Source organism: Streptomyces sp. NPDC055025 (assembly GCF_053608565.1).
Genome location: NZ_JBSGVS010000081.1, coordinates 13,738 through 37,994 on the forward strand (window position 1 = coordinate 13,738; position 24,257 = coordinate 37,994).

Below are 24,257 nucleotides of genomic sequence, written 5' to 3' on the forward strand. Positions count from 1 at the left end.
CGTGCTCTGACCGTCGCGTGCCCTGGCCGTCGCGCTCCGGGGCGCGTACGGCGCGCGGTGGCGCCGGACCGAGGGCGTCCGGACTGTTCGAATCTCCCGTTATCCTGGGGCGTGTCCCGTCCGCCCCGAGCCCCCGGAGTACGCGTCGTGCGCATCGATCTGCACACCCACTCCACGGCCTCGGACGGTACGGACACCCCGGCCGAGCTGATCCGTAACGCGGCCGCCGCCGGGCTCGATGTCGTCGCCCTGACCGACCACGACTCCACTCGCGGCCACGCCGGCGCGATCGCCGCGCTCGCGGATCTCGACCGTGATCTCACCCTGGTGACCGGGGCCGAACTGTCGTGCCGGCTCGACGGCGTCAGCCTGCACATGCTCGCCTATCTCTTCGACCCGGACGAGCCCGAGTTCCTGCGCGAGCGCGAGCTGGTACGGGACGACCGGGTGCCCCGGGCGCGGGCGATGGTCGGCAAGCTTCAGGAACTGGGCGTCCCGATCACCTGGGAGCAGGTGACCCGGATCGCGGGGGACGCCTCCCTCGGACGTCCGCACATCGCCACGGCGCTCGTCGAACTCGGTGTCGTCGCGACGGTGTCCGACGCCTTCACGTCCGCGTGGCTGGCCAACGGCGGGCGCGCCTACGCCGAGAAGCACGAACTCGACCCGTTCGAGGCGATCCGCCTGGTCAAGGCCGCCGGCGGGGTCACGGTGTTCGCGCATCCGCAGGCCGTCAAGCGTGGCGAGGTCGTGCCCGACTCCGCGGTCGCGCGGTTCGCCGCCGCGGGTCTCGACGGGATCGAGGTCGACCACGTGGACCACGACGCATCGACGCGGGCCCGGCTGCGCGGCCAGGCCGCCGAGCTCGGGCTGCTGGTCACCGGCTCCAGCGATTACCACGGCAGCCGGAAGTCCGTGGAACTCGGCGCGTACACGACCGACCCGGAGATCTACGGCGAGATCACCCGGCGCGCGTCCGGCGCGTTCCCGGTGCCGGGCGCGGGCGGACGCGCCTAGTTACCCAGTCCCTGTCCGACGAATTCCGTCGGCCCGCGAGGACCCGCTCACCGGTCCCGCCCGATGGGTGTGCCGCCCGGACCGGTACTCGCACGCCTGACCGCGGGCCGCTTCGGACGCCGGCTCGGATCCGTACGCGGGAGCCCGCTCGTACGCGCCCGCTTCGCCGCGCCTCGCGGCTTCCCCCTTCCCCGCTCCCTCCTCCCGCAAGGCCTTCACCGTGTTCGACGTCGCCGTTTTCGGATCGCTCTTCCTGACCCTTTTCGTGATCATGGACCCGCCCGGGATCACTCCCATCTTCCTCGCCCTCACCTCGGGACGCCCCGCCAAGGTCCGGCGCGCCATGGCCTGGCAGGCGGCGACCGTCGCCTTCGGGGTGATCGCCGTCTTCGGCGTACTCGGCCAGCAGATCCTGGACTATCTCCATGTGTCCGTACCGGCGCTGATGATCGCCGGCGGTCTGCTTCTGCTGCTCATCGCTCTCGATTTGCTGACGGGTAAGTCCGATGAGCCGAAGCAGACCAAGGACGTCAATGTGGCGCTCGTACCGCTGGGTATGCCGCTGCTCGCGGGGCCGGGCGCGATCGTGTCCGTCATCCTCGCCGTGCAGCACGCCGGCGGCGCGGCGGCGCAGCTCTCGGTCTGGGCCGCGATCGTCGCGATGCATGTCGTGCTGTGGCTGACGATGCGCTATTCGCTGGTGATCATCCGGCTGATCAGGGACGGGGGTGTGGTGCTGGTGACCCGGCTGGCCGGGATGATGCTCTCGGCGATCGCCGTGCAGCAGATCATCAACGGCGTGACCCAGGTGGTACAAGGTGCCTGACCCCGGCGCCCGGCCCCGGCCGCCCGGCGCGGACGGACTCCCCCGTACAGGCAGCGCCCCCGTACGGGTGATCTGTACGGGGGCGCTTCGGATGCGATGTGATGAGGTGGGGTGAGCAGTTACGAGGCCGGGTCTTCGGCCGGACGGATATAGATCCGCTGGCCCATCGCGGCGGCCTGCTGCACGATGCGGTTGACGGAGGCGGCGTCCACGACGGTGCTGTCCACGGCGGTGCCGTCGACGTCGTCGAGTCGCATGATTTCGAAGCGCACAGGCTTCTCCCTTCGTCTGATCCTCCTGCTGGAGAACTGTGGGTGACGGGATGTCCGTCGGTCGTTACGTGATCGGCGTTACGTGTACCTTCAACGGGTTGTCCTCTGCAAATATTCCCTAGGCTAAGGAAATTCTCTGGGACGCTGACTACTGGCGGGTACGGTGTCGTCCACAGAGAATGAAACGCGTATGAACGAGGCAGAGATCAACCCAGAGATCACCGAGATCGCCGCCCGTCTGGAGCGGACCAACGAGCTGCTCCAGCGCATGCTCGCCGAGGTCGCCAAGACTCCGTCCACGCATGCCATCTTCGTCGACGCCGGTTACGTCTATGCTGCGGCCGGGTTGCTTGTAGCGGGCACGGAAGACCGGCGTTCCTTCGATCTCGACGCCGAGGGGCTGATCGAGGCCTTCATCGACAAGGCCCGGATCATCTTCGCGGACAGCAGGCTGCTCCGTGTCTACTGGTACGACGGCGCCAGGCGGCGGATCCACACTCCTGAGCAGCAGTCCATCGCGGAGCTGCCCGACGTCAAGGTCAGACTCGGCAATCTCAACGCCAACAACCAGCAGAAGGGTGTCGACTCCCTGATCCGTACGGATCTCGAATCGCTCGCCCGGCACCGCGCGATCAGTGACGCGGCCCTGGTCGGCGGTGACGAGGACCTGGTGTCGGCCGTCGAGGCCGCGCAGGGGTACGGCGCACGGGTCCATCTCTGGGGCATAGAGGCCGGCGAGGGGCGCAACCAGGCCGAGCCGCTGCTGTGGGAGGTCGACAGCCAGCGCACCTTCGACCTGGAATTCTGCAAGCCGTATGTCACCCGCCGCCCGGTCACCACGTACGAGCACGAGGGCGAGCCACCGCCCTCGCGGGACCAGGTGCGCTTCATCGGCGCGCAGATCGCCGCGACCTGGCTGGCGGAGCGCGGCCGGGACGCGATGGGTGAGCTGCTGCCGGGCCATCCGTATCTGCCGGGCCCCGTGGACCAGGATCTGCTGATCGAGGCGGAGAGGCTGCTCCAGCGGTCACTGCGGGGCCACGCGATGCTGCGGCGGTCGCTGCGGGACGGCTTCTGGCAGCACCTCCAGTCGCAGTACTGACCCGAGCCCTCGGGGACGGCCGCCCCGGTCAGGGACGGCCGCCCCTCAGCAGCGGCCGCCCCCAGCAGCGGCTGTCAGTAGTGGCCGTCCCAGAAGTCCGTCAGCGCGGCGGCGGTCTCCAGCGGCCGGTCGGTGTTGGGCGAGTGCCCCGCGCCCTCGATGACGCTCCTGCGCGCCTTGAGCCGCTCCGCCATCGCGTCGAGCAGAGGCAACGGCCAGGCGTCGTCCTGCCCGCCGGACAGCACATGCTTGGGCAGCGGCCGTACGGCGGCCAGCTCGTCCACCCGGTCCGGCTCCACGGAGAGCTGCCGGCCGGTGGCGATGAGCTGCGCCGGATTGGTCCGCAGCCAGCGCCCGCGCAGATCCTCACCGTCGACGGGGATCACGTCGTCGGCGGCGGGTGTGTCCATCATGCGCATGGCCTCCCAGACCTGCGCCATGGTCATGGTCGCGAGCGCGTCACCGAGCATCCTCACCCGCTCCCGCTGGGCCTGGGCCACCTGCGCGGGCCCCGAGGACATCAGGGTCAGCGTGAGGAACGGACTCCGGTCGAGCAGTACGGCGGCGCGGGCGATCTGCCCGCCGAGCGAGTGTCCGAGCAGATGGACGGGAGTACCGACCGCCTCCGCCTGCGCCAGCACATCGGCGGCCAGCTCGCCCTGCGCGTAGGCCTCCGGGGTGTCCGGTCCCTCGGTCTCGTACTGTCCGCGGCCGTCCACGGCGAGAGCGCGGTAGCCCGCCTCCGTGAACGGTTCGAGCAGTGAGATGAAGTCCTCCTTGCTGCCGGTGTACCCGGGCAGCAGAAGCACGGTTCCCTGTGGCTCCCCCGTGGGCCTCGCGTCGAGCACCGCGAACCGGCCGCGACGGGTCGACAGGGCACGGGCACGGGCGCAGGAGGGCGGGGTGAAGCTGGACGGCCGACTCATGCGACGAGGTTAGGGCCTTTCGTTTGGGTCTGGCTGGATGAGGGAGCGGGGTCTGGTGCCGTGGATCGCAAGGCGGAGGAGGGAGCCCACGCGGAGCGTAGGCGACCGACGACAACGCGGCGAGGCGCGGTGCCAGGGCACGCGAGCCCAGCAAGATCCAAACGAAAGGCCCTAGCCGCGCGGCGGCGGGGCGATGCCGCCAGGTCCCTGACCGGGCGCTCCGCCGCTGACCGGCCGGGAACGGGCCGTCCGGAACCGGGCCGTCCGGGCGCCGGTACGCCGATGGCCCGGCACCCTGGGGGCGTCGGGCCATCGGCGAGGTCCGTGGGTCAGCTCTCGGTCTTGGCCACGGTCGTACGGGTACGGCGGCGGCGCGGCTTGGGCACCGCGTCCCCCTCCGGTGTCTCGGCGCCCGTGTCCGCCGTGTCCGCCGCCTCGGCGACGGGCTTGGTGACGCGGGTGCGCCGACGGGGCTTGGTCTCCGCGACGGGGGCCTCGGCCGGGTCGGCCACCGCCACCGCCTCCGCGGTGACGCCCGCCTCGGCGGCGGGTTTGGCGACCCGGGTCCGTCTGCGCGGCTTGGTCTCGGTGACTGTGGCGACGGGGGCTTCGACGGTGTCGACGGCCACAGCCGCGCCGACCGTCTCGACGACCGCTATGGCCGCTTCCGCGGCGGGCTTCGCGGCCCGCGTGCGGCGACGGCGCGGCTTGGCCGCCGTCTCGGCCTCCGGCTCGGACGCCAGCGGCGGAGCCACCACCGGCTCCACGGCCACGGGCGTCTCCACGACCTCCAGGACCGGCGCCTCGGCCCCGGGCGCCGCCACGGCAGCGCCGCGGGTACGACGGCGGCGGCGCGGGGTACGCGGCTCGGCCGTCGGCTGCTCCGCGCTCCCGCTCTCCGGTACGTCGACCGGTACGTCGAGAGGAACGGCCGTCTGGAACTGCGGCTCTGCCACCCCGTCCAGCGCGGTCCCGTCCACCGCCGTTCCGTCCACCGCCGTTCCGTCCAGCGCGGTCCCGCCGCGGGTGCGGCGGCGCTGGCGCGGAGGGCGCGTACGGGCCGGGCGCTCTTCCCGTACCACCGTGGCCGCCGACTTGCGGCCACGGCCGCCCGTCTCGCCCAGATCCTCGACCTGCTCGGCCGACAGACCGGCGCGGGTGCGCTCGGCGCGCGGCAGTACGCCCTTGGTCCCCTCGGGGATGTTCAGCTCCTCGAACAGGTGCGGTGACGTGGAGTACGTCTCCGGCGGGTCCGGGAAGCCGAGGTCGAGCGCCTTGTTGATGAGCTGCCAGCGCGGGATGTCGTCCCAGTCGACCAGGGTGACGGCCGTACCCGACGCGCCCGCGCGGCCGGTACGGCCGATGCGGTGGAGGTAGGTCTTCTCCTCCTCCGGCGACTGGTAGTTGATGACATGCGTCACGCCCTCGACATCGATACCGCGCGCGGCGACGTCGGTGCAGACCAGGACATCCACCTTGCCGTTGCGGAACGCGCGCAGCGCCTGCTCACGGGCGCCCTGGCCGAGGTCGCCGTGGACCGCGCCGGAGGCGAAGCCGCGCTGGGCGAGCTGGTCGGCGATATCGGCGGCCGTGCGCTTCGTACGGCAGAAGATCATCGCGAGTCCGCGGCCCTCGGCCTGGAGGATGCGCGCGACCAGCTCCGGCTTGTCCATGGAGTGGGCGCGGTAGACACGCTGCGTCGTGTTGGCGACGGTCGCGCCCTCGTCGTCCGGCGAGGTGGCGCTGATGTGCGTGGGCTGAGACATGTAACGGCGGGCGAGACCGATGACCGCGCCCGGCATGGTCGCCGAGAACAGCATGGTCTGGCGCTTGGGCGGCAGCAGCTGGATGATCTTCTCGACGTCGGGCAGGAAGCCCAGGTCGAGCATCTCGTCGGCCTCGTCCAGGACGAGCGCGCGCACATGCGAGAGATCGAGCTTCTTCTGGCCCGCCAGGTCGAGGAGCCGGCCCGGGGTGCCGACGATCACATCGACGCCCTTCTTGAGGGCCTCGACCTGGGGCTCGTAGGCCCGGCCGCCGTAAATGGCGAGAACGCGGACGTTCCGCACCTTGCCGGCCGTCAGCAGATCATTGGTGACCTGGGTGCACAGCTCGCGGGTGGGGACGACGACCAGCGCCTGCGGGGCGTTGGTGAGCTTCTCCGGCACGGCCCGGCCGGACTCGACGTCCGCGGGGACCGTGACGCGCTCCAGGAGCGGCAGACCGAACCCGAGCGTCTTGCCCGTGCCGGTCTTGGCCTGTCCGATGACGTCCTTGCCGGAAAGCGCGACCGGGAGCGTCATCTCTTGGATGGGGAACGGAGACATGATGCCGACGGCTTCAAGCGCCTCGGCGGTCTCGGGGAGGATTCCGAGTTCTCGGAAAGTCGTAGTCAGGGTGCTGCCTCTTCTGTGAGACGCGGCGCGAGGCGAACGCTGGGGGTCGTACCGCACCTGGGTACTCGGCCGGCCGTGGGTTGGCCGGATGGCGCGGGACCACTGCCGTCGCTCGAGCGCTCGTGCCGCTGAGGGGGCCCCTCATCTGCGGTCGTACGCTGCTGTGCGTACGATTCGCGTGGAGGGCGGTCGGGTCGGAGCCGATCGGGCCACCGACCGGGCATCCTCATGGGGCCTGTCCGAGAAAAAGACCCTCGGACAAAGCACTGCGAAACACTGCCAGATACTGCGAGGGCCCGCCAGAACACCAGCGGGCTCTTTATCACTGTACCCCGGAATCGCGCATGTGTGTTGGGCGAATTCGTCGGAACGGTGTCACGACCGTGTCTGACCAGGCCCTTCCTGGCCGGGAAGAGCGGGCTATTGTGCGTCCATGGAGACGCCCGACAACGCCACCGCATCCGCACCCGCAGCCGAGGGACCTACCGGGATCGCCGCCCAGAGCTGGGGCACGGCCGCCGCACAGCCGCAGTACCGCGCCGCGGTCGTGGATCTGCTCGGCGCGCTCGCCTATGGCGAGCTGGCGGCCTTCGAGCGGCTCGCCGAGGACGCCAAGCTGGCCCCCACCCTGGCCGACAAGGCCGCGCTGGCGAAGATGGCCGCCGCCGAGTTCCACCACTTCGAGCAGTTGAACGAGCGGCTGCGGGCGATCGACGCCGAGCCGACCGGCGCGATGGAGCCGTTCGCGAAGGCGCTCGACGACTTCCACCGCCAGACCGCCCCTTCGGACTGGCTGGAGGGCCTGGTCAAGGCGTATGTCGGGGACTCGATCGCCAGTGACTTCTACCGCGAGGTGGCCGCGCGTCTCGACACGGACACGCGCTCGCTGGTACTGGCCGTGCTGGACGACACGGGGCACGGCAACTTCGCCGTGGAGAAGGTGCGCGCCGCGATCGAGGCGGAGCCCCGCGTCGGCGGACGGCTGGCCCTCTGGGCGCGGCGGCTGATGGGTGAGGCGCTCTCGCAGGCGCAGCGGGTGGTGGCCGAGCGGGACGCGCTCTCCACGATGCTGGTCGGCGGGGTGGCGGACGGCTTCGATCTCGCGGAGGTCGGCCGGATGTTCTCCCGGATCACCGAGGCGCACACCAAGCGCATGGCCGCGCTGGGGCTGGCGGCCTGAGACCGGGACCGGGCCGTGCCTCAGGAGGGCATGGCCCGGTGCAGCCGCCGGGCCGCGGGACGGACCAGCAGCGACAGCAGGACCGTCCCCACCAGCAGCGCGCCGGCGAGCATCGCCAGCGCATGGCCGGGGCCGAGGGCCATGTACGTCAGATAGGCACCGAAGAGGGCGCCGAGCGGACCCGCGGTGAAGACCGTCCGGTGCGACGGCAGCCGGTGCGCCAGCAGATGGGCCGCGGCCCCCGAGAGACCGAGCCCGACCAGGGCCGATCCCAGAGCTACCCAGATCACTGCCGATCACCTCACTGCACACGATGGACACCGCGGTCCGGACCTTTGGGCCCAGCACGTCACTACCCGGAGTGCGCGGAACGCAACCCTCCCCGGCTCGCCCGGACACGATCAATCCCCGGCGCGGACGGACCACGGCGCGCAAGCGGTACGACGGCAGAGGAACGGCCCGGCGGGAGTCCCGCCGGGCCGTTCCCGGATGTCAGCGACCTGGAGCGCGCCGACCTAGAGCGCGCCGAACCCGACCCGTCGTGTCGTCGGCTCACCGATCTCCACGTACGCGACCCGCTCGGCCGGTACGAGGACCCTGCGTCCCTTGTCGTCCGTGAGGCTGAGCAACCGCGCCTTGCCGGCCAGCGCGTCGGCCACGGCGCGCTCGACCTCCTCGGCGGACTGCCCGCTCTCAAGAACGATCTCCCGGGGCGCGTGCTGCACGCCGATCTTGACCTCCACGGCTATGTCCCTCCGAACGGTCGGTGCGTTGCGCGGTCAGCCGCGCTGTACCCAGCACACATTAGCCCGGAGAGACCACCGGGAATCCACCCGGAAGGCGCCACGGCGCACGCCCGCAGCGAACACGCGCCGCTCAGTGCTGTTCACCGCCGTGCAGCGGGAAGCCCGCGATCCCACGCCAGGCCAGTGAGGTCAGCAGTCTGACCGCCTCGTCGCGGGGGATGGCCGATTCGCTGGAGAGCCAGTAGCGGGCCACCACCTGGGAGACCCCGCCCAGCCCCACGGCCAGCAGCATGGACTCGTCCCTGGAGAGCCCGGTGTCCTCGGCGATCACCTCGGAGATCGCCTCCGCGCACTGGAGCGCGACCCGGTCGACGCGCTCGCGCACCGCGGGCTCGTTCGTCAGATCCGACTCGAAGACCAGGCGGAACGCGCCGCCCTCGTCCTCGACATAGGCGAAGTACGCGTCCATCGTGGCCTCGACGCGCAGCTTGTTGTCGGTGGTCGAGGCGAGTGCCGTACGGACCGCCTGGAGGAGGGCCTCGCAGTGCTGGTCGAGCAGGGCGAGATACAGCTCCAGCTTGCCGGGGAAGTGCTGGTAGAGGACGGGCTTGCTGACACCCGCCCGCTCGGCGATGTCGTCCATCGCGGCCGCGTGGTAGCCCTGCGCGACGAAGACTTCCTGTGCCGCGCCCAGAAGCTGATTGCGTCGGGCGCGGCGCGGCAGGCGCGTACCTCGCGGGCGCGCTGCCTCGGTCTGCTCTATGGCTGTCACGCCGCCTCCCAAAAATCGTGCCGTGCGCGCTGTGCGCCGCCCCGCCATCGTACTTTTGGGTAACGGGGCTGTGCGCGGCGCGGACGCAGAATTTCACGGACCGGGACGCCCGCGGTAGCCGCGGGACGGGCCGGGTCCTTTCCGGCCCTTCCGGCGGAGCGGGCCTGTTCGGCGGACCGGCCGCGGTTCAGCGGTAGCCGTCCTCGTCCTCGTCGAGGTCGACCGCGCGCGCCTGTTCCGCGGCGTCGCCCTCACTCACCGTGGCCGGATCGACATGGGTCAGCGGCTCGTCGCCGTGGTGCCGTACCTCCGTGTGCTGCTCCGCGGCGTCGGCTTCGGGGGTCTCCTCGCCCAGCTCGACGTCCTCGTCCTGGTCCTCGGTCTCGAAGGTGTCCGGGTCCGTGGGGTCCACCGGCATACCGCGCCTTCTCTCCTCACCGCGGGGCACCGCGGAGAGCCGGGGCCGTCCGCGGCGTGAGGGGCCGGGGCCCGCGCCCCTCACCCTGAAGCGTAGAAGCCCCGGATGCCGGACGCCATGCGGCCTGTGACGGCGAACACATGATCCCGCGCGTGATCGTCTCGTAACATTGCCGCATGTCTTCGACAGAGCTGCCGGAAACCATCGCCGCCGCTGTGGCTCCGAGGGTGAGCCCCGTCCGGGTCGCGGAGGGGGAGACGCTCCGCTCCGTCACACTGCCCGGACTCTCCCTGACCGTACGGGGACGGCCCGCGACCCGTACGGGAGCGCCGCCCGCGCTGTATGTGCACGGGCTCGGCGGCTCCTCGCAGAACTGGTCGGGGCTGATGCCGCTGCTGGCGGATCTGGTCGACGGGGAGGCCGTCGATCTGCCCGGGTTCGGGGACTCGCCGCCGCCGGACGACGGCAACTACTCGGTCACCGGGCACGCCCGCGCGGTGATCCGGCTGCTGGACGCCGGCGGGCGCGGTCCCGTCCATCTCTTCGGCAACTCGCTGGGCGGCGCCGTCGCCACCAGGGTCGCGGCGGCCCGGCCCGATCTGGTGCGGACCCTGACGCTGGTCTCCCCGGCACTGCCGGAGATCCGTGTACAGCGCACCGCGGTGCCCACCGCGCTGCTCGCGCTGCCGGGGGCGGTCGGTCTGTTCGGCCGGCTGACCCGGGAATGGACGGCGGAGCAGCGCACGCGCGGGGTGATGGCGCTCTGTTACGGAGATCCCGGCGTCGTCACCGAGGACGAACTGCGCGAGGCGGTCAAGGAGATGGAGCGCCGGCTTCAACTGCCTTATTTCTGGGACGCGATGGCCCGTTCCGCACGCGGTATCGTCAACGCGTACACATTGGGCGGTCAGCACGCGCTGTGGCGGCAGGCCGAGCGGGTCCTGGCGCCGACACTGCTTGTCTACGGCGGGCGGGATCAGCTCGTTTCGTACCGTATGGCACGGAAAGCGGCGTTGGCTTTCCGTGATTCACGGCTCCTTACGCTCCCTGACGCCGGGCATGTTGCCATGATGGAGTACCCGCGGGAGGTCGCGCAGGCCGCCAGGGAACTCATCGACCACATCGACGACACCGACAGGAGCTGATCCGGGGCGTGGGACGACACAGCCGCAGAGGCCCCGCACCCCAGGGCCCGCCGGGCCCGGCCGGTGTCGTGCCCGCCGAGGCGGACGCCGGTCCGGATCCGGAAGGCTCCGGCAGAGGCCGGCGCCGGCGCTCAGGAGCCGGCCGGGACCAGGGCCAGGCTGGTCAGGACCAGGGCCAGGGTCAGGAGCGCGCGGGTGCGGCGTACGGCACACCGGCTCATGGCACTCCCCTGTACGGGACTCCCGCGCGGGGTGTACCGAAGGTGCGCGGCGGCCATCCCGAGCAGCGTGAGCCCGGCGGCGGCTGGGGCTCCGAGCGGTACGGCGACCGGCAGGGCGCGGCCCCCGGCGCCGTGGCCCCACCGCGCCGCTCCGGCGGGGCGGCGACCGCGGGGCGCGCCACCACGACGTTCGGCACGGGAGCGCCCGGCACCGCCACGCCGGGGGCGGGCAGCCCGCTGACGGGAACGCCGGGGAAGCCCGGAAAGCCGGGGACGGGAAAGCCCGGAACGGCGGCGCCCGGGACCGGAGCACCGCTGATCCCGGGCCCACGGCGCGAGTTCGTCGACGCGTTCGACGCCGACGCCTTCGACGCCCCGCGCGTCCGTACCGGCCTGCGGGAGAGCGCGCCGCCCGCGCCGTCCCCCGCCACCACCGGCGGGCGGGACGGTGACGACGGCGCGGACACGGCCCCCGGCACGGGCGAAGGCACCGCGGGTCCGGGCGGTCCCGACGCGGACCAGCCCGCCAGAGGCGGCAAGGGCCGCGCCCTCACCGGTATCGCCGCCGCGGCGGTGACCACCGTGCTCGCGGTCGTCGTGGCCGGACAGGTCACCGGCGGCGCGGAGCCGTCCGGCGCGCGGCCCGCCGAGGGACTCGACCGTACCGACGACGGTTTCGCCTCCCGCTCGGACGGCCGGGCCACTCCGTCCGCCCGGAAGCCGGAGAAGCCGGCCCCCGCGCCCGCCACTTACGCCGAGCTGATGACCCGGCAGTTCCCGCTCGATCCCGCGCTGACGGCCTCGGGCCGGTTCACCGCCGTGCCCGGTCTGGACAGGGCACCGGGCAAGGGGCAGAAGTTCCGCTACCGCGTGGACATAGAGGACGGCCTCGGCCTGGACGGGAAGCTCTTCGCGGACGCGGTCCAGAAGACCCTCAACGACGACCGCAGTTGGGCGCACAACGGCGCCATGACCTTCGAGCGGATCTCCAGCGGCAGCCCCGACTTCGTGATCACCCTGGCCAGTCCGGGCACCACGGGTGTCTGGTGCGCCAAGTCCGGTCTGGACACCACCGTCGACAATGTGTCCTGCGATTCGGCCTCGACCGACCGCGTCATGGTCAACGCCTTCCGCTGGGCGCGAGGGGCGGAGACCTTCGGTCCCCAGCAGATGCTCGGCTACCGCCAGATGCTGATCAACCATGAGGTCGGCCACCGGCTCGGGCACAACCACGTGATCTGCCGCACGCCCGGGGCGCTCGCCCCCGTGATGCAGCAGCAGACGAAGTCGCTGGACATCGACGGGATCAAGTGCAGACCCAACCCCTGGGTCTTTCCCAACACTTGAGATGCCTGTCTCAAATCACGTTGACATCGGCGGCGGGGTCGTTCATATTTCTCGGCATGTCCCCCCACCGCCCCGCCGCCCTCGGTCGCGCCGCCATAGAGCTGGCGCTCATCGGTGTGACCGCACTCTGCGTGGCTGACATTCTCTGTCGCTGAGCCCTGCCCGAGCGCGCGTCGGCCCATTCCCTCCGCCGTACATCGCCGCGCCTGGGCGTACTCCGTCCATACGCAGGCGCGGCGCGCACCACCTCTCCACCCCCACCACTCTCCACCGCTGCCGTCTGCGCGGACACCGAGCGTTCAGCGCCCTCGCTCCTGTTCCGTCCGACCTTTCCCCGCAGCAACCGAGAGGCTTTCTTCCGATGCGTCAACCGTCCGTAAAAACCCGCCGCCTGGCCGCGGCAGCCGTCAGCCTGGTCCTGGCAGCGGGTGCCGCCGCCTGCTCGGGCCCCCAGGACAACGATGCCAAGGCCGGGGCCGCGGACAAGGGCAAGCCGCAGAAGGGCGGCAAGCTCACGGTGCTGAACTCCGACCCGCAGAGCGACTTCGACCCCGCGCGTCTCTACACCTCCGGCGGCGGCAACGTCCCCTCGCTGGTCTTCCGTACGCTCACCACCCGCAACCGCGCGAACGGCGCGGCCGGTACCAAGGTCGTGCCCGACCTGGCCACCGACACCGGGCGTCCCAACGCGGACGCCACGGAGTGGACGTACACCCTCAAGGAGGGGCTGAAGTACGAGGACGGCACCCCGATCACCAGCGCCGACATCAAGTACGGCGTCGAGCGCTCCTTCGCCGCCGAACTCTCCGGCGGCGCGCCCTATCTGCGTGACTGGCTGGTCGGCGCCGCCGACTACCAGGGCCCGTACAAGGACCCGAAGGGCCTCGCCTCGATCGAGACGCCCGACGCCAGGACCATCGTCTTCAAACTCGGGAAGCCCGAGGGCGACTTCCCCTTCCTGGCCACCGCGACCCAGTTCGCGCCGGTGCCCAAGGCCAAGGACGACGGGGCCAAGTACGAGGAGCACCCGGTCTCCTCGGGTCCCTACAAGGTCGTCAAGAACGAGGACGACGGCCGGCGTCTCCTGCTGGAGCGCAACCCGAACTGGTCGGAGAAGACCGACGACCAGCGGCACGCGTACCCGGACACCATCGATGTGCAGTCGGGCCTCGACTCCGCCGTGATCAACCAGCGGCTGTCCACCAGCTCGGGTCCGGACGCCGCGGCCATCACCACCGACACCAACCTCGGCCCGGCCGAACTCGCCCAGATCGGCAGTGACAAGACGCTCGCGGCCCGGGTCGGCACCGGCCACTTCGGCTACACCAACTACCTCGCCTTCAACCCGAAGGTGAAGCCGTTCGACAACCCCAAGGTGCGCCAGGCGATCTCGTACGCCATCAACCGCACCAGTGTGATCAACGCGGCCGGCGGCTCCGCGCTCGCCGAGCCCGCGACCACCTTCCTCCCCGACCAGGCGGCCTTCGGCTACACGCCGTACGACCACTTCCCGGCGGGGAAGACCGGCGACCCGGCCAAGGCGAAGGAGCTGCTGAAGGAGGCCGGTCACCCGAACGGTCTGACCATCTCCCTCACCCACTCCACCGCGCAGAACAGGGAGACCAGCCCCGAGGTCGCCACCGCCGTCCAGGAGGCGCTCAAGCAGGCCGGGATCACGGTCAAGCTGGTGGGTCTGGAGACCAACGCGTTCAACGAGGCGCGCTGGAGCGCCGCCGATTCGCCCGGCTTCTACATCTCCCGGTGGGGCGCGGACTGGCCGTCCGGCGGTCCCTTCCTGGCGCCGATCTTCGACGGCCGGCAGATCGTCGAGGACGGCGCCAACTTCAACCACGCGCTGCTCGACGACCCGGCGGTCAACAAGGAGATCGACGAGATCAACAAGCTGACCGATCTGGCCGCGGCGGCCGAGCGGTGGGGCGCGCTCGACAAGAAGATCGGTGAGCAGGCGCTCGACGTACCGCTGTTCCACCCGGTCTACAAGCGGCTGTTCGGCAAGGACGTCAAGAACGTCGTCATCAGTGACTGGACCGGTGTCCTCGACATCTCGCAGGTCGCGGTCAAGTGAGCACGGTTCCCGATCTGCCGGTGTCGGGGGCGAAGGCGGGTGCCGCGGTCGCGGTGCCCGCCGCCTCGGACACCCGTCAGGCCTGGCGGCGGCTGCGCGGACGTCCCTCGGCCGTCGTCGCCGCGGGCGTCCTCGGACTGCTCGTGGTGCTGGCCCTCGCCGCGCCGCTGCTCGCCGCGATCGAGGGCCAGGACGCGAACACGTACCACGACGCGCTGGTGGACTCGGCGCGCGGCGGGGTGCCGATCGGCTCGTTCGGCGGGGTCAGCGGCGACCACTGGCTCGGGGTCGAACCGGGCACCGGACGGGATCTGTTCGTACGGCTCTTCTACGGCGCCCGGGTCTCCCTGCTGGTCGCGGTGGGCGCCACCGTCGTCCAGGTGGCCATCGGGGTGATGGTCGGACTGGCCGCGGGGCTCGGCAACCGGCTGCTGGACACCGTCCTCAGCCGGTTCACCGATGTGATGGTCGCACTGCCCATGCTGGTGCTCGCCATCGCCCTGACCGCCGTCGTGCCCGCCGACTTCCCGCGTCCGCTGCTGCTGATCCTGGTGATCGGGCTGCTCAGCTGGGGCGGTACCTCGCGGATCGTACGGGCGCAGACCCTCAGTCTGAAGCAGCTCGACTTCGTCGCCGCCGCCCGGCTCGCGGGCTCGGGGCGATGGCGGGTGGCGCGGCGTGAGCTGCTGCCCTCGCTCGCCGCGCCCGTGATCACCTACGCGGCGATCCTGGTCCCCGTCAACATGGTGGTCGAGGCGTCGCTGTCCTTCCTGGGCGTCGGGGTCAAACCGCCGACACCCTCCTGGGGACAGATGCTGTCGAACGCGCAGACCTGGTTCCGCGCCGATCCGATGTACGTACTCCTGCCCGCCGGGATGCTGTTCGTGACCGTGCTCGCCTTCACCGTGCTGGGGGACGCGGTCAGGGCCGCCCTCGATCCCCGGGAGGCGGGACGGCTGCGGGTCGGGCGGCGCCGTACGTCCCGTACCCGCGCCGCCGCGCCCGACTCGCCCAAGGACATCTCCTCATGACGCGCTATCTGCTCAAACGGCTCGGCGGCGCGGTGCTGGTCCTGCTCGTGCTCTCCGTCGTGATCTACGGGCTCTTCTATCTCGCGCCGGGCGATCCGGCGCGGCTCGCGTGCGGCGACCGGTGCAGCACCGAGCAGGTCGCGCAGGTGCGCGAGCAGCTCGGACTGGGCGATTCCGTGTACACGCAGTACGCCCACTTCCTCCAGGGCATCTTCGCCGGGCGGGACTACTCCACCGGTACGGCCGTGCTGCACTGCGACGCGCCGTGCCTGGGCTTCTCGTACCAGACCGACCAGCAGGTCACCTCGCTGATCCTGGACCGGCTGCCCGCGACGCTCTCGCTCGCGCTGGGCGCCATGGTGATCTGGCTGGTCATCGGGGTGGGTACCGGACTGCTGTCCGCGCTGCGGCGCGGCGGGATCACCGAGCGCACGCTGACGGTCCTCACCCTGGCCGGGACGGGCACGCCGGTGTTCATCCTCGGTCTGCTGCTGCTGATGCTGGTCTGCGCGTACTTGCAGTGGCTGCCGTTCCCCACGTACGTACCGCTGACCGACGACCCCGAGCAGTGGGCGTGGAACATGCTGCTGCCCTGGCTCACGCTGGGGCTGTTCGAGAGCGCGAAATACGCGCGGCTGACGCGCAGTTCGACACTGGAGACGCTGGCCGAGGACCATATCCGTACGTTTCGCGCGTACGGGGTGGGGGAGCGCGCGGTCGTCGGGCGGCACGCGCTGCGCGGCGCCGTACCGCCGGTCATCGCGCTCAGCGCGCTGGACTTCGGCACGGTGATGGGCGGGGCGGTGCTCACCGAGTCCCTCTTCAACATTCCCGGGATCGGCAAGACACTGATCGACGGGGTACGGGAGATCGATCTGCCCGTGGTGGTGGGGGTGGTGCTGGTGACCGGCACGGCCGTCGTGGTGGCGAACGTGGTGGCCGATCTGCTGTACGCGGCCGCCGACCGGAGGGTGGCACTCCTGTGACGGAGCATGTGCGGGACCGACAGCGTGAACGGCCGGACCGGCCGGAGCGACCGGTGACGGGGAACCTGATCGAGGTGGCGGACCTCACGGTCGACTTCGTCTCGGGCGAGGAGACCGTACGCGCCGTCGACGGGCTCTCCTTCGCACTCGCCCCGGGCCGGGCGATCGGCCTGGTCGGTGAGTCGGGCAGCGGCAAGAGCACGGTCGCGAGCGCGCTCCTCGGACTCCACCGGGGGACCGGCGCGCGCGTCGGCGGCTCGGTGCGCGTGGGCGGTACGGACGTGGGCACCGCCTCCGACCGTGAACTGCGCGCGCTGCGCGGCGCGGTGGCCGCGATGGTCTTCCAGGACCCGCTGTCGTCCCTGGACCCGTACTACGCCGTCGGCGACCAGATCGCCGAGGTCTACCGGGTCCATACGGACGCCTCGCGGCGGGCGGCCCGCGCACGGGCCGTCGAGGTGCTCGACCGGGTGGGCATCCCGGACGCGGCGCGCCGGGCGAACGCCAGACCGCACGAGTTCAGCGGCGGTATGCGCCAGCGCACCCTCATCGCGATGGCGCTCGCCTGCGAGCCGCGTCTGCTGATCGCCGACGAACCGACCACCGCCCTGGATGTGACGGTCCAGGCGCAGATCCTCGATCTCCTCCATGACCTGCGCGGTGAGACGGGCATGGGGCTGCTTCTGGTCACCCATGACGTGGGGGTCGCGGCGGAGAGCGTGGACGAGGTGCTGGTGATGCGGTACGGCCGGGAGGTGGAGCGCGGTCCGGTGGCCGAGGTGCTGGGAGCGCCGCGCCGGACGTACACGCGCACGCTGCTCTCCTCGGTGCCCCGGGTGGACGCGCCGGTGACGCGGACCCCGGGTGCGGCGGCTTCGGACGGGGTGGCTTCTTCGGACGAGGTGGCTTCTTCGGGCGGGGCGGTTTCTTCTGATGAGGTGGCTTCCTCGGGCGGGGCGGCTTCTTCGGACGGAGTGCTGCTCGAAGCCGTCGGTCTGCGGCGGGAGTTCCGGCGCGGGCGGCGGACCGTCACCGCCGTCGACGGGGTGTCGCTCACCGTCCGCGCCGGCGAGACCCTCGGCGTCGTCGGGGAGAGCGGCAGCGGCAAGACCACCCTCGGACGGATGCTCGTACGGCTGCTGGACCCGACCGGCGGGCGGCTGCGCTACCGGGGCACGGAGATCGGGTCGGTGTCCGAGAAGGAACTGCGGCCGTACCGCCGTGAGTTGCAGATGGTCTTCCAGGACCCCGTCGCCTCGCTCAACCCGCGCCGCTCGGTGGGCGAGTCCATCGCCGATCCGCTGCGGGCGGCGGGGGCACTGGACGAGGGCCGGACCGTCGCCCGCGCCAGGGAACTGCTGGAGCGGGTCGGGCTCGACCCCGACCGCTACGACCGGTATCCGCACGAGTTCAGCGGAGGCCAGCGGCAGCGGGTCGGTATCGCGCGGGCACTCGCCGCCGAGCCCCGGCTGATCGTCTGCGACGAGCCCGTCTCGGCCCTCGATGTGACCACCCAGGCGCAGGTCGTCGCGCTCCTCGCGGAACTCCAGCGGGAGCTGGGCCTGGCGCTGGTCTTCATCGCCCATGACCTCGCCGTGGTGCGGCAGGTCAGTGACCGGGTCGCCGTGATGCGGGACGGCGCGATCGTGGAACAGGGAACGGTCGAGGAGGTGTACGGATCGCCCTCAGACCCGTACACGAAGCAGCTGCTCGCCGCCGTGCCCGCCCTCGATCCGGTGCTCGCCGCCGCGCGCCGCGCGGCCAGGAAGGCGCTTCCCGCACCCGCCGAGAAGGTCCCCGCGGCCTGACCGCGCGTAGCCGAGACGCTCCGTAGCGCGACAGAACGCTACCGGTGCGGGAAAGTTACGTGCATTCACCCCTTCCGGTGGTGCGACGGACAACCGTCCGTCGCGCCACCGGCATATCCGCTTACGGTCGTCCCGCTGCGTGTCGCCGGCCAACGGCGGCTGCCCACAAGGGAGATCGGGGGTGTGCTCGTGCGGATCGGACTGCTTACGGACGGTGGGTATCCGTATGCGACGGGTGAATCCAGACTCTGGTGCGACCGGCTCGTACGCGGGCTCGCACAGCACGAGTTCGACATCTACGCACTGAGCCGCAGCGCGCGGCAGGTGGAGCGCGGCTGGATAGAGCTGCCGCGCCGGATCCAGCGGGTGCGCACGGCGCCGCTCTGGGCGGCGGCGGACGACGGCCGTGGTTACGGGCGTCGGGACCGGCGCCGGTTCGCGGACCACTTCGCCCAACTGGCCGCCGCCGTGTGCTGGGGCGGGCCGGGGGGCGGCCCCGGGGACGGCCTCAGGAGCGGCTCGCGGGACAGCTCGCGGGACGGCTCGGGCAGCGGCTTCCCGGATGGTCCCGCGGGGAGCTCCGACGGCTTCGCGGCCGGGCTCTACGGGCTCGCCGATCTCGCCAGGGAGCGCGGCGGCCTCTACCGCGCACTGCGCTCGGAAACGGCCGTACGGCTGCTGGAATCCGCCTGTCGTGCACCCGGCGCGCGCCGGAGCGCGCAGGCCGCGACCGTGCCCGACCTCCTGGCCTTCGCCGATCGGCTGGAGCGCGCTCTGCGCCCCCTGTCGCTGGAGTGGTACGACGACGGGACGCTGGGCGCGGTCGATCTCTGCCATGCCGCCTCCGGTGGATCCGCCGCTCTCCCCGGGCTGTTGGCCAAACGCTTCTTCGGGGTGCCGCTGCTGGTCACGGAGTACGGGGTCCAGCTCAGGGCGCACTACCTCGCGACCGGGGGCACGGAAAGCGCTCCGGCGGGCGCGGGCGGCGCTGCGGCGGGCTCCGCCCCGCTCGGCAGACCGGTCCGCGCGCTGCTCGCCGCCTTCCAGGGGCGGCTGGCGGCCGAGATCTACCGGCAGGCGGAGGTCATCACTCCGGGCAACGCCCATGCCAGACGGTGGCAGGAGCGGTGCGGCGCCGACCGCGCCAAGCTGCGCACGGTCTACCCCGGGATGGAGGCGGAGCGTTTCTCCCGGGCGGGCTCCTCGGCGGGCGGGGGCGCGGCGGGCGGTGGCGGTGCGGCGGGCGTCGGTGCGGTGGACCGTGGCGGTGCGCCGGCCGGGACCGGCGACGGCGGTCCGGGCACGCTCGTCTGGGTCGGCAGGATCGAGCCCGCCAAGGATCTGGTCTCGCTGCTGCACGCGTTCGCGGCGGTCCACGCGGCGGAGCCGGGTACACGGCTGCGGATCGTGGGCGCGCCCGCGCAGGGCCCGGGGGCGGCGGCGTATCTCGCGCACTGCCGCGCCCTGGCCGCCCAGCTCTTCCCCGACGAGGCCGTCGACGCGCACACCGCGGGCGAGAACCCCGTCTCCTTCGAGGAGATCGGCGGCCCCGAGACACCCGAACTGCCCGACGCCTATGCGGCGGGCGATGTGGTCGTCCTCTCCAGCGTGGTCGAAGGCTTTCCGATCAGCCTGGTCGAGGCGATGTTCTGCGGACGCGCGACGGTCTCCACGGACGTGGGCGCGGTCGTCGAAGTCATCGGCGGTACGGGGCTGGTGGTACCCCCGCGCAATCCCAGGGCGCTCGCGGACGCCTGTGTCGCGCTGCTGCGCGACCCCGAGCGGTGCGAGCGGCTGGGCGAGGCGGCGCGCGCCCGCGCACGGGAACTCTTCACCGTCGAACAGAATCTCGCGGCGTTCGACGACATCTATCTGCAACTGATCTCGCACGTACCCGTACGGCGGGCGGCGGCGGACGCCGTGCCCTTCGCCCACCCGGCCGAGATGTACGCCCCTGTCCGCTGGAGCACCGACCGTCAGGAGCCTCAGGGGCGCCCGGGGCAGCAGGGGTGCCCGGGGCCTCAGGGACAGCCGAGTCGCCCGGGGCGCACGCCGGTGGGTGTGGGGGAGAGCGATGTCTGACGAAGTCACCCCGCTGACCACGCCGTTCCCCGGCCTTCCCGGCTTCCCCGGCGGCCGGCGCGGGAGCGGCGACCCGGTCAAGGGTCTGCTGCACCGGTACCGGGAGCTGTGCGAGCGAGCCGTCGATCCGCTGGAGATCGCCGCCGGTCTGGAGGCCCATGGGATCACCGACCGGACCGCCGCCCGCTTCCGGCACCGGGACGTCTTCTCGCTCGCCGAGGAGCTGTACGCGCGTGCGCCACGCGGAACGGACGGCGCGGGCACGGCGGACGGACCGGTTCCGGCGGACGGACCGGTTCCGGCGGACGGACCGGTTCCAGCGCACGGACCGGTTCCGGCGCACGGACCGGTTCCGGCGCACCGAGAGCGAGCCGGCACACGCGTCAGGTGGTGGACGGTGCTCACGCTGCTGCCCGGGGCCGTGGCCTGTCTCACCCTCGTGGAGCTCGAACGCAGCACCGGACAGCGGCAGCTCGCGACAGGCCTGGCGGGCGCCCTCGCGCTCTCCGGTGTTCTCTCCGCCTGTCTCCGGCGCGGGCCGCTGCGCGCCGAGGGCCGCAGGCTCCCCGCCGCCGGTCTCTGGGTGTACGCACTGCTGGCCTATCTGCTCTGCGGAGACGGACTGCTGGACGAACTGGTCACCGGCGGCCCCGACGGACCGTGGCCCGCCACCACGACCCCCCTCACCGCGCTGGCGTGCGCCGTCGCACCCGCCGCCTGGTGCGTCCATCTCTTCTCCGTACGCGCCCGGCGCCGCCTCGCGGAAAGCCATGGACTGGCCGAGTTCACCGCCGGGGCGCGGCCCCTGCTCCTCGCTCTGGTGGGGCTTTATGTCTGTGTCCTCACCGCTCTCGCGGCGACCGCGAATCTCGTCTTCGACGAGAACGGAACCCTCGCCCCCACCGTCACCCTCGGCACGCTCCTGCTGCTGGCCCGGCTGCTCATGGTCCACGGCTTCCCCGGCGGCGCGGCCACCGGACTCGCCGTGGCCGCCGCCGTGGAGGTCCTGTCCTGCGCGTCCGTGCTCGCGGGCCGCCTCCCCGGCTGCGATCCGCTCGCCGTCCCGGTCACCCAGGTGGTCGAGAGGTGGGGATCGTCGGCCGTACCCGCCCTCGCCTGTGGAGCCGCCGCCCTCGGACTGCTCGGCCACGCCGCCGTAACCCTGTCCCGGGCCTCGGCGCACACCAGACCTCAGTACATCTGACCCCGGCTACCCGGTCCCGGCACATCCGACCCCAGTGCCCGGCGGGCGCCCGCACTCGTATGTCAGCAGCGCACATATCGGCACCGCACACGTCGGCACCGCACACGTCGGCACCGCACACGTGGCACCGCACACGATCACCTCTCGGCGACACCGCTGAGCAAGACCATGAAGGAGACACCGGACATGACCCCGCTACCCCCATCACCGGCCCCCGCGAGGGCCCGTCAGCACGCCCCCGCGAAGGCCCGTCAGCACGGAAGGGCACCGCGATGAGGGTCCTGCTGCTCGGTGCCAACGGTTTCCTCGGCCGCTTCGTGGCCGACCGGCTGCTCGCCGACCCCGCCGTGCACCTCACCGCGCTCGGGCGCGGCGACGACGCGGACGTACGGTTCGATCTCGCGGGCGGCAGCCCGGGAGCCCTGACCCGCTTCCTGGACGCCGTCCACCCCGGGGTCGTGATCAACTGCGCCGGGGCCACCCGGGGCGGCGCCCGCGAACTGACCCGGCACAACACCGTCGCCGTCGCCACGGTCTGCGAGGCCCTGCGCCGCAGCGGCTGCGGGGCGAGACTCGTCCAGCTCGGCTGCGCCTCCGAGTACGGCCCCTCCCAGCACGGTTCGTCCACCGCCGAGGACGCCGTGCCACGCCCCGGCGGCCCGTACGGCGTGAGCAAGCTGGCCGCGTCCGAGCTGGTGCTCGGCTCCGGGCTCGACGCCATCGTGCTCCGGATCTTCTCGCCCGTCGGCCCCGGCACCCCGGCGGGCTCCCCGCTCGGCCGGCTCGCGGAGGCCATGCGCCGTGCCATGCAGGCGGGCGACGGCGAGCTGAAGCTCGGCGGACTCGGTGTGCAGCGCGACTTCGTGGACGTACGGGACGTGGCGCGCGCCGTGCACGCCGCCTCGCTCTCCGCCGCCCAGGGCATCGTCAACATCGGTACCGGCCGGGCGGTCAAGCTCAGGGACGCCGCCGCGGTGCTGGCGAGGGTCGCGGGGTACGCCGGGGCCCTGCACGAACTCGACCTGCCCCCGGGCCCGATGCGCCCCGGCCACGCCACCATCGGCCCGCCACGCGGTGAGCAGCTGCCGGAACACATCGGCGCGGGCCCCTTCCCGTACCCCGACGGCTGCGGCGGCTGGCAGCAGGCGGACGTACGCACCGCCCGCGACCGGCTCGGCTGGCGGCCCCGGATCAATCTGGAGGAGTCACTCGCGGACATCTGGATGGAGGCGGCGTGCCGCATCTGACCACCGCCGGCCACCGGACGCGCGACGGGCCGTTCGCGTCCGTGCCCCGCCACCGGGTCGCTGCCCGGCCACTGGGACGAGATCATCTCGCGAGTCGGACCGGGTGTCTCGGAATGACAGGGGCCGTGGCAGTGTTGCAGGGACAAGAACCGTACTGAATCATCGACCAACCCCCTGTTGAGGTCCCTGTGTCGCTGCCACCCCTGGTCGAGCCCGCTGCCGAGCTCACCGTCGACGAGGTCCGCAGGTACTCCCGTCATCTGATCATCCCGGACGTCGGGATGGACGGGCAGAAGCGGCTGAAGAACGCGAAGGTGCTGTGTGTGGGGGCCGGAGGTCTCGGCTCCCCGGCTCTGATGTACCTGGCCGCGGCCGGTGTCGGTACGCTCGGCATCGTGGAGTTCGACGAGGTCGACGAGTCGAACCTGCAGCGCCAGATCATCCACAGCCAGGCCGACATCGGCCGGTCGAAGGCCGTGTCCGCGCGTGACTCCGTCCTCGGTATCAACCCCTATGTGAATGTGATCCTTCACGAAGAGCGGCTCGAGGCCGAGAACGTGATGGAGATCTTCTCGCAGTACGACCTGATCGTGGACGGCACGGACAACTTCGCCACCCGCTATCTGGTCAACGACGCGTGTGTGCTGCTGAACAAGCCGTATGTCTGGGGTTCGATCTACCGCTTCGACGGCCAGGCGAGCGTGTTCTGGTCCGAGCACGGCCCCTGCTACCGCTGCCTCTACCCGGAGCCCCCGCCGCCGGGCATGGTGCCCTCCTGCGCCGAGGGCGGTGTGCTGGGCGTGCTCTGCGCGTCCATCGGCTCGATCCAGGTCACCGAGGCGATCAAGGTGCTCACGGGCGTCGGCGAGCCGCTGGTCGGCCGGCTGATGATCTATGACGCCCTGGAGATGCAGTACCGCCAGGTCAAGGTCCGCAAGGACCCCGACTGCGCGGTCTGCGGCGAGAACCCCACCGTCACCGAGCTCATCGACTACGAGGCCTTCTGCGGTGTCGTGTCGGAGGAGGCCCAGGCGGCGGCGGCCGGTTCGACGATCACTCCCAAGCAGCTCAAGGAGTGGATCGACGACGGCGAGAACATCGAGATCATCGATGTCCGGGAGCCGAACGAGTACGAGATCGTCTCGATCCCCGGTGCCACGCTGATCCCGAAGAACGAGTTCCTGATGGGCACCGCCCTGGCGGGCCTGCCGCAGGACAAGAAGATCGTCCTGCACTGCAAGACGGGTGTCCGCAGCGCGGAGGTGCTCGCGGTGCTGAAGTCGGCGGGCTTCGCGGACGCGGTGCATGTCGGCGGCGGAGTCATCGGCTGGGTCAACCAGATCGAGCCGGAGAAGCCGATCTACTAGCTCCGCCGGTTCGCCGGCTCTGCCAGTTGCGCCGGTTCTGCGGTTCTGCGGAAGGGGCCGGTCCACCCTCGGGTGGAC

Annotated in this window: 22 protein-coding genes; 15 read left to right on the forward strand and 7 right to left on the reverse strand. The window is 71.7% G+C overall.

Going from position 1 to position 24,257, the window contains the following annotated elements; genetic code table 11:
- The first annotated feature begins 147 nt into the window (after positions 1–147).
- Together ACWGDX_RS34760 and ACWGDX_RS34765 are read left to right on the forward strand one after the other, a co-directional pair.
- A complete protein-coding gene (locus tag ACWGDX_RS34760) occupies positions 148–1,017 on the forward strand; it encodes a PHP domain-containing protein (RefSeq protein ID WP_453632153.1) in 870 nt (289 codons plus the stop codon).
- Between the two features lie 220 nt (positions 1,018–1,237).
- Positions 1,238–1,843, forward strand: a complete 606-nt coding sequence (locus tag ACWGDX_RS34765) for a MarC family protein (RefSeq protein ID WP_453632155.1) — start codon at positions 1,238–1,240, stop codon at positions 1,841–1,843.
- Between the two features lie 119 nt (positions 1,844–1,962).
- On the opposite strand, the gene ACWGDX_RS34770 is transcribed toward ACWGDX_RS34765, so the two are convergent.
- The gene (locus tag ACWGDX_RS34770) at positions 1,963–2,115 is read right to left on the reverse strand and encodes a hypothetical protein (RefSeq protein WP_363083873.1); all 153 of its coding nucleotides are present in this window, start codon (positions 2,113–2,115) and stop codon (positions 1,963–1,965) included.
- A gap of 190 nt (positions 2,116–2,305) precedes the next feature.
- Here ACWGDX_RS34770 and ACWGDX_RS34775 point away from each other — a divergent pair, with 190 nt between their 5' ends.
- On the forward strand, positions 2,306–3,217 hold the full coding sequence (locus ACWGDX_RS34775; RefSeq protein WP_453632157.1) for an NYN domain-containing protein: 912 nt from the start codon (positions 2,306–2,308) through the stop codon (positions 3,215–3,217).
- Between the two features lie 74 nt (positions 3,218–3,291).
- Here ACWGDX_RS34775 and ACWGDX_RS34780 read toward each other — a convergent pair whose 3' ends face one another.
- Both ACWGDX_RS34780 and ACWGDX_RS34785 read right to left on the reverse strand, forming a co-directional pair.
- Positions 3,292–4,143, reverse strand: a complete 852-nt coding sequence (locus ACWGDX_RS34780) for an alpha/beta fold hydrolase (protein WP_453632159.1) — start codon at positions 4,141–4,143, stop codon at positions 3,292–3,294.
- A 329-nt stretch (positions 4,144–4,472) separates the two neighbouring features.
- Positions 4,473–6,446: a DEAD/DEAH box helicase gene (locus ACWGDX_RS34785; protein WP_453632161.1), complete on the reverse strand. Its 1,974-nt coding sequence runs from the start codon at positions 6,444–6,446 to the stop codon at positions 4,473–4,475.
- 526 nt (positions 6,447–6,972) lie between these two features.
- On the opposite strand from ACWGDX_RS34785, the gene ACWGDX_RS34790 reads away from it, so the two are divergent.
- On the forward strand, positions 6,973–7,719 hold the full coding sequence (locus tag ACWGDX_RS34790; RefSeq protein WP_453632163.1) for a ferritin-like fold-containing protein: 747 nt from the start codon (positions 6,973–6,975) through the stop codon (positions 7,717–7,719).
- A 20-nt stretch (positions 7,720–7,739) separates the two neighbouring features.
- On the opposite strand, the gene ACWGDX_RS34795 is transcribed toward ACWGDX_RS34790, so the two are convergent.
- From ACWGDX_RS34795 to ACWGDX_RS34810, 4 genes are all read right to left on the reverse strand, one after another.
- Positions 7,740–8,009 (reverse strand): hypothetical protein, encoded by a 270-nt coding sequence (locus ACWGDX_RS34795; RefSeq protein ID WP_453632165.1) that lies wholly within the window; start codon positions 8,007–8,009, stop codon positions 7,740–7,742.
- A 225-nt stretch (positions 8,010–8,234) separates the two neighbouring features.
- Positions 8,235–8,462, reverse strand: a complete 228-nt coding sequence (locus tag ACWGDX_RS34800; protein ID WP_363080849.1) for a DUF3107 domain-containing protein — start codon at positions 8,460–8,462, stop codon at positions 8,235–8,237.
- Between the two features lie 133 nt (positions 8,463–8,595).
- A complete protein-coding gene (locus tag ACWGDX_RS34805; RefSeq protein ID WP_363080850.1) occupies positions 8,596–9,237 on the reverse strand; it encodes a TetR/AcrR family transcriptional regulator in 642 nt (213 codons plus the stop codon).
- Between the two features lie 187 nt (positions 9,238–9,424).
- The gene (locus ACWGDX_RS34810) at positions 9,425–9,655 is read right to left on the reverse strand and encodes a hypothetical protein (protein ID WP_365902748.1); all 231 of its coding nucleotides are present in this window, start codon (positions 9,653–9,655) and stop codon (positions 9,425–9,427) included.
- 176 nt (positions 9,656–9,831) lie between these two features.
- Between ACWGDX_RS34810 and ACWGDX_RS34815 the strand changes: the two genes are divergently transcribed.
- The 11 genes from ACWGDX_RS34815 to moeZ all read left to right on the forward strand — a co-directional run bounded on the left by ACWGDX_RS34815 (position 9,832) and on the right by moeZ (position 24,179).
- Complete coding sequence (locus tag ACWGDX_RS34815) at positions 9,832–10,800, forward strand: alpha/beta fold hydrolase (RefSeq protein ID WP_453632167.1); 969 nt, start codon at positions 9,832–9,834, stop codon at positions 10,798–10,800.
- A 230-nt stretch (positions 10,801–11,030) separates the two neighbouring features.
- Entirely contained in the window at positions 11,031–12,368 is a 1,338-nt protein-coding gene (locus tag ACWGDX_RS34820; RefSeq protein WP_453632179.1) for a DUF3152 domain-containing protein, read from the forward strand.
- A gap of 56 nt (positions 12,369–12,424) precedes the next feature.
- Positions 12,425–12,523, forward strand: coding sequence for an Ms4533A family Cys-rich leader peptide (locus tag ACWGDX_RS34825; RefSeq protein WP_363080855.1), 99 nt, complete (start codon positions 12,425–12,427; stop codon positions 12,521–12,523).
- A gap of 206 nt (positions 12,524–12,729) precedes the next feature.
- Entirely contained in the window at positions 12,730–14,454 is a 1,725-nt protein-coding gene (locus ACWGDX_RS34830) for an ABC transporter substrate-binding protein (RefSeq protein WP_453632169.1), read from the forward strand.
- Positions 14,451–15,485, forward strand: a complete 1,035-nt coding sequence (locus ACWGDX_RS34835) for an ABC transporter permease (protein ID WP_405984869.1) — start codon at positions 14,451–14,453, stop codon at positions 15,483–15,485. Before ACWGDX_RS34830 ends, ACWGDX_RS34835 begins: the two co-directional genes overlap by 4 nt.
- Positions 15,482–16,471, forward strand: coding sequence for an ABC transporter permease (locus ACWGDX_RS34840; RefSeq protein ID WP_453632171.1), 990 nt, complete (start codon positions 15,482–15,484; stop codon positions 16,469–16,471). The genes ACWGDX_RS34835 and ACWGDX_RS34840 overlap by 4 nt, the downstream gene beginning before the upstream one ends.
- A gap of 53 nt (positions 16,472–16,524) precedes the next feature.
- Positions 16,525–18,279, forward strand: coding sequence for a dipeptide ABC transporter ATP-binding protein (locus ACWGDX_RS34845; RefSeq protein ID WP_453632173.1), 1,755 nt, complete (start codon positions 16,525–16,527; stop codon positions 18,277–18,279).
- Between the two features lie 189 nt (positions 18,280–18,468).
- Entirely contained in the window at positions 18,469–20,361 is a 1,893-nt protein-coding gene (locus tag ACWGDX_RS34850; RefSeq protein ID WP_453632181.1) for a glycosyltransferase, read from the forward strand.
- Positions 20,354–21,565: a hypothetical protein gene (locus tag ACWGDX_RS34855; RefSeq protein WP_453632175.1), complete on the forward strand. Its 1,212-nt coding sequence runs from the start codon at positions 20,354–20,356 to the stop codon at positions 21,563–21,565. The genes ACWGDX_RS34850 and ACWGDX_RS34855 overlap by 8 nt, the downstream gene beginning before the upstream one ends.
- Positions 21,566–21,837: 272 nt before the next feature.
- Positions 21,838–22,812 carry an NAD-dependent epimerase/dehydratase family protein gene (locus ACWGDX_RS34860; protein ID WP_365902754.1) on the forward strand — a complete coding sequence of 325 codons (975 nt, stop codon included), beginning with the start codon at positions 21,838–21,840 and terminating at the stop codon, positions 22,810–22,812.
- A gap of 188 nt (positions 22,813–23,000) precedes the next feature.
- A complete protein-coding gene (moeZ, locus tag ACWGDX_RS34865; protein ID WP_453632177.1) occupies positions 23,001–24,179 on the forward strand; it encodes an adenylyltransferase/sulfurtransferase MoeZ in 1,179 nt (392 codons plus the stop codon).
- Positions 24,180–24,257 lie beyond the last annotated feature (78 nt).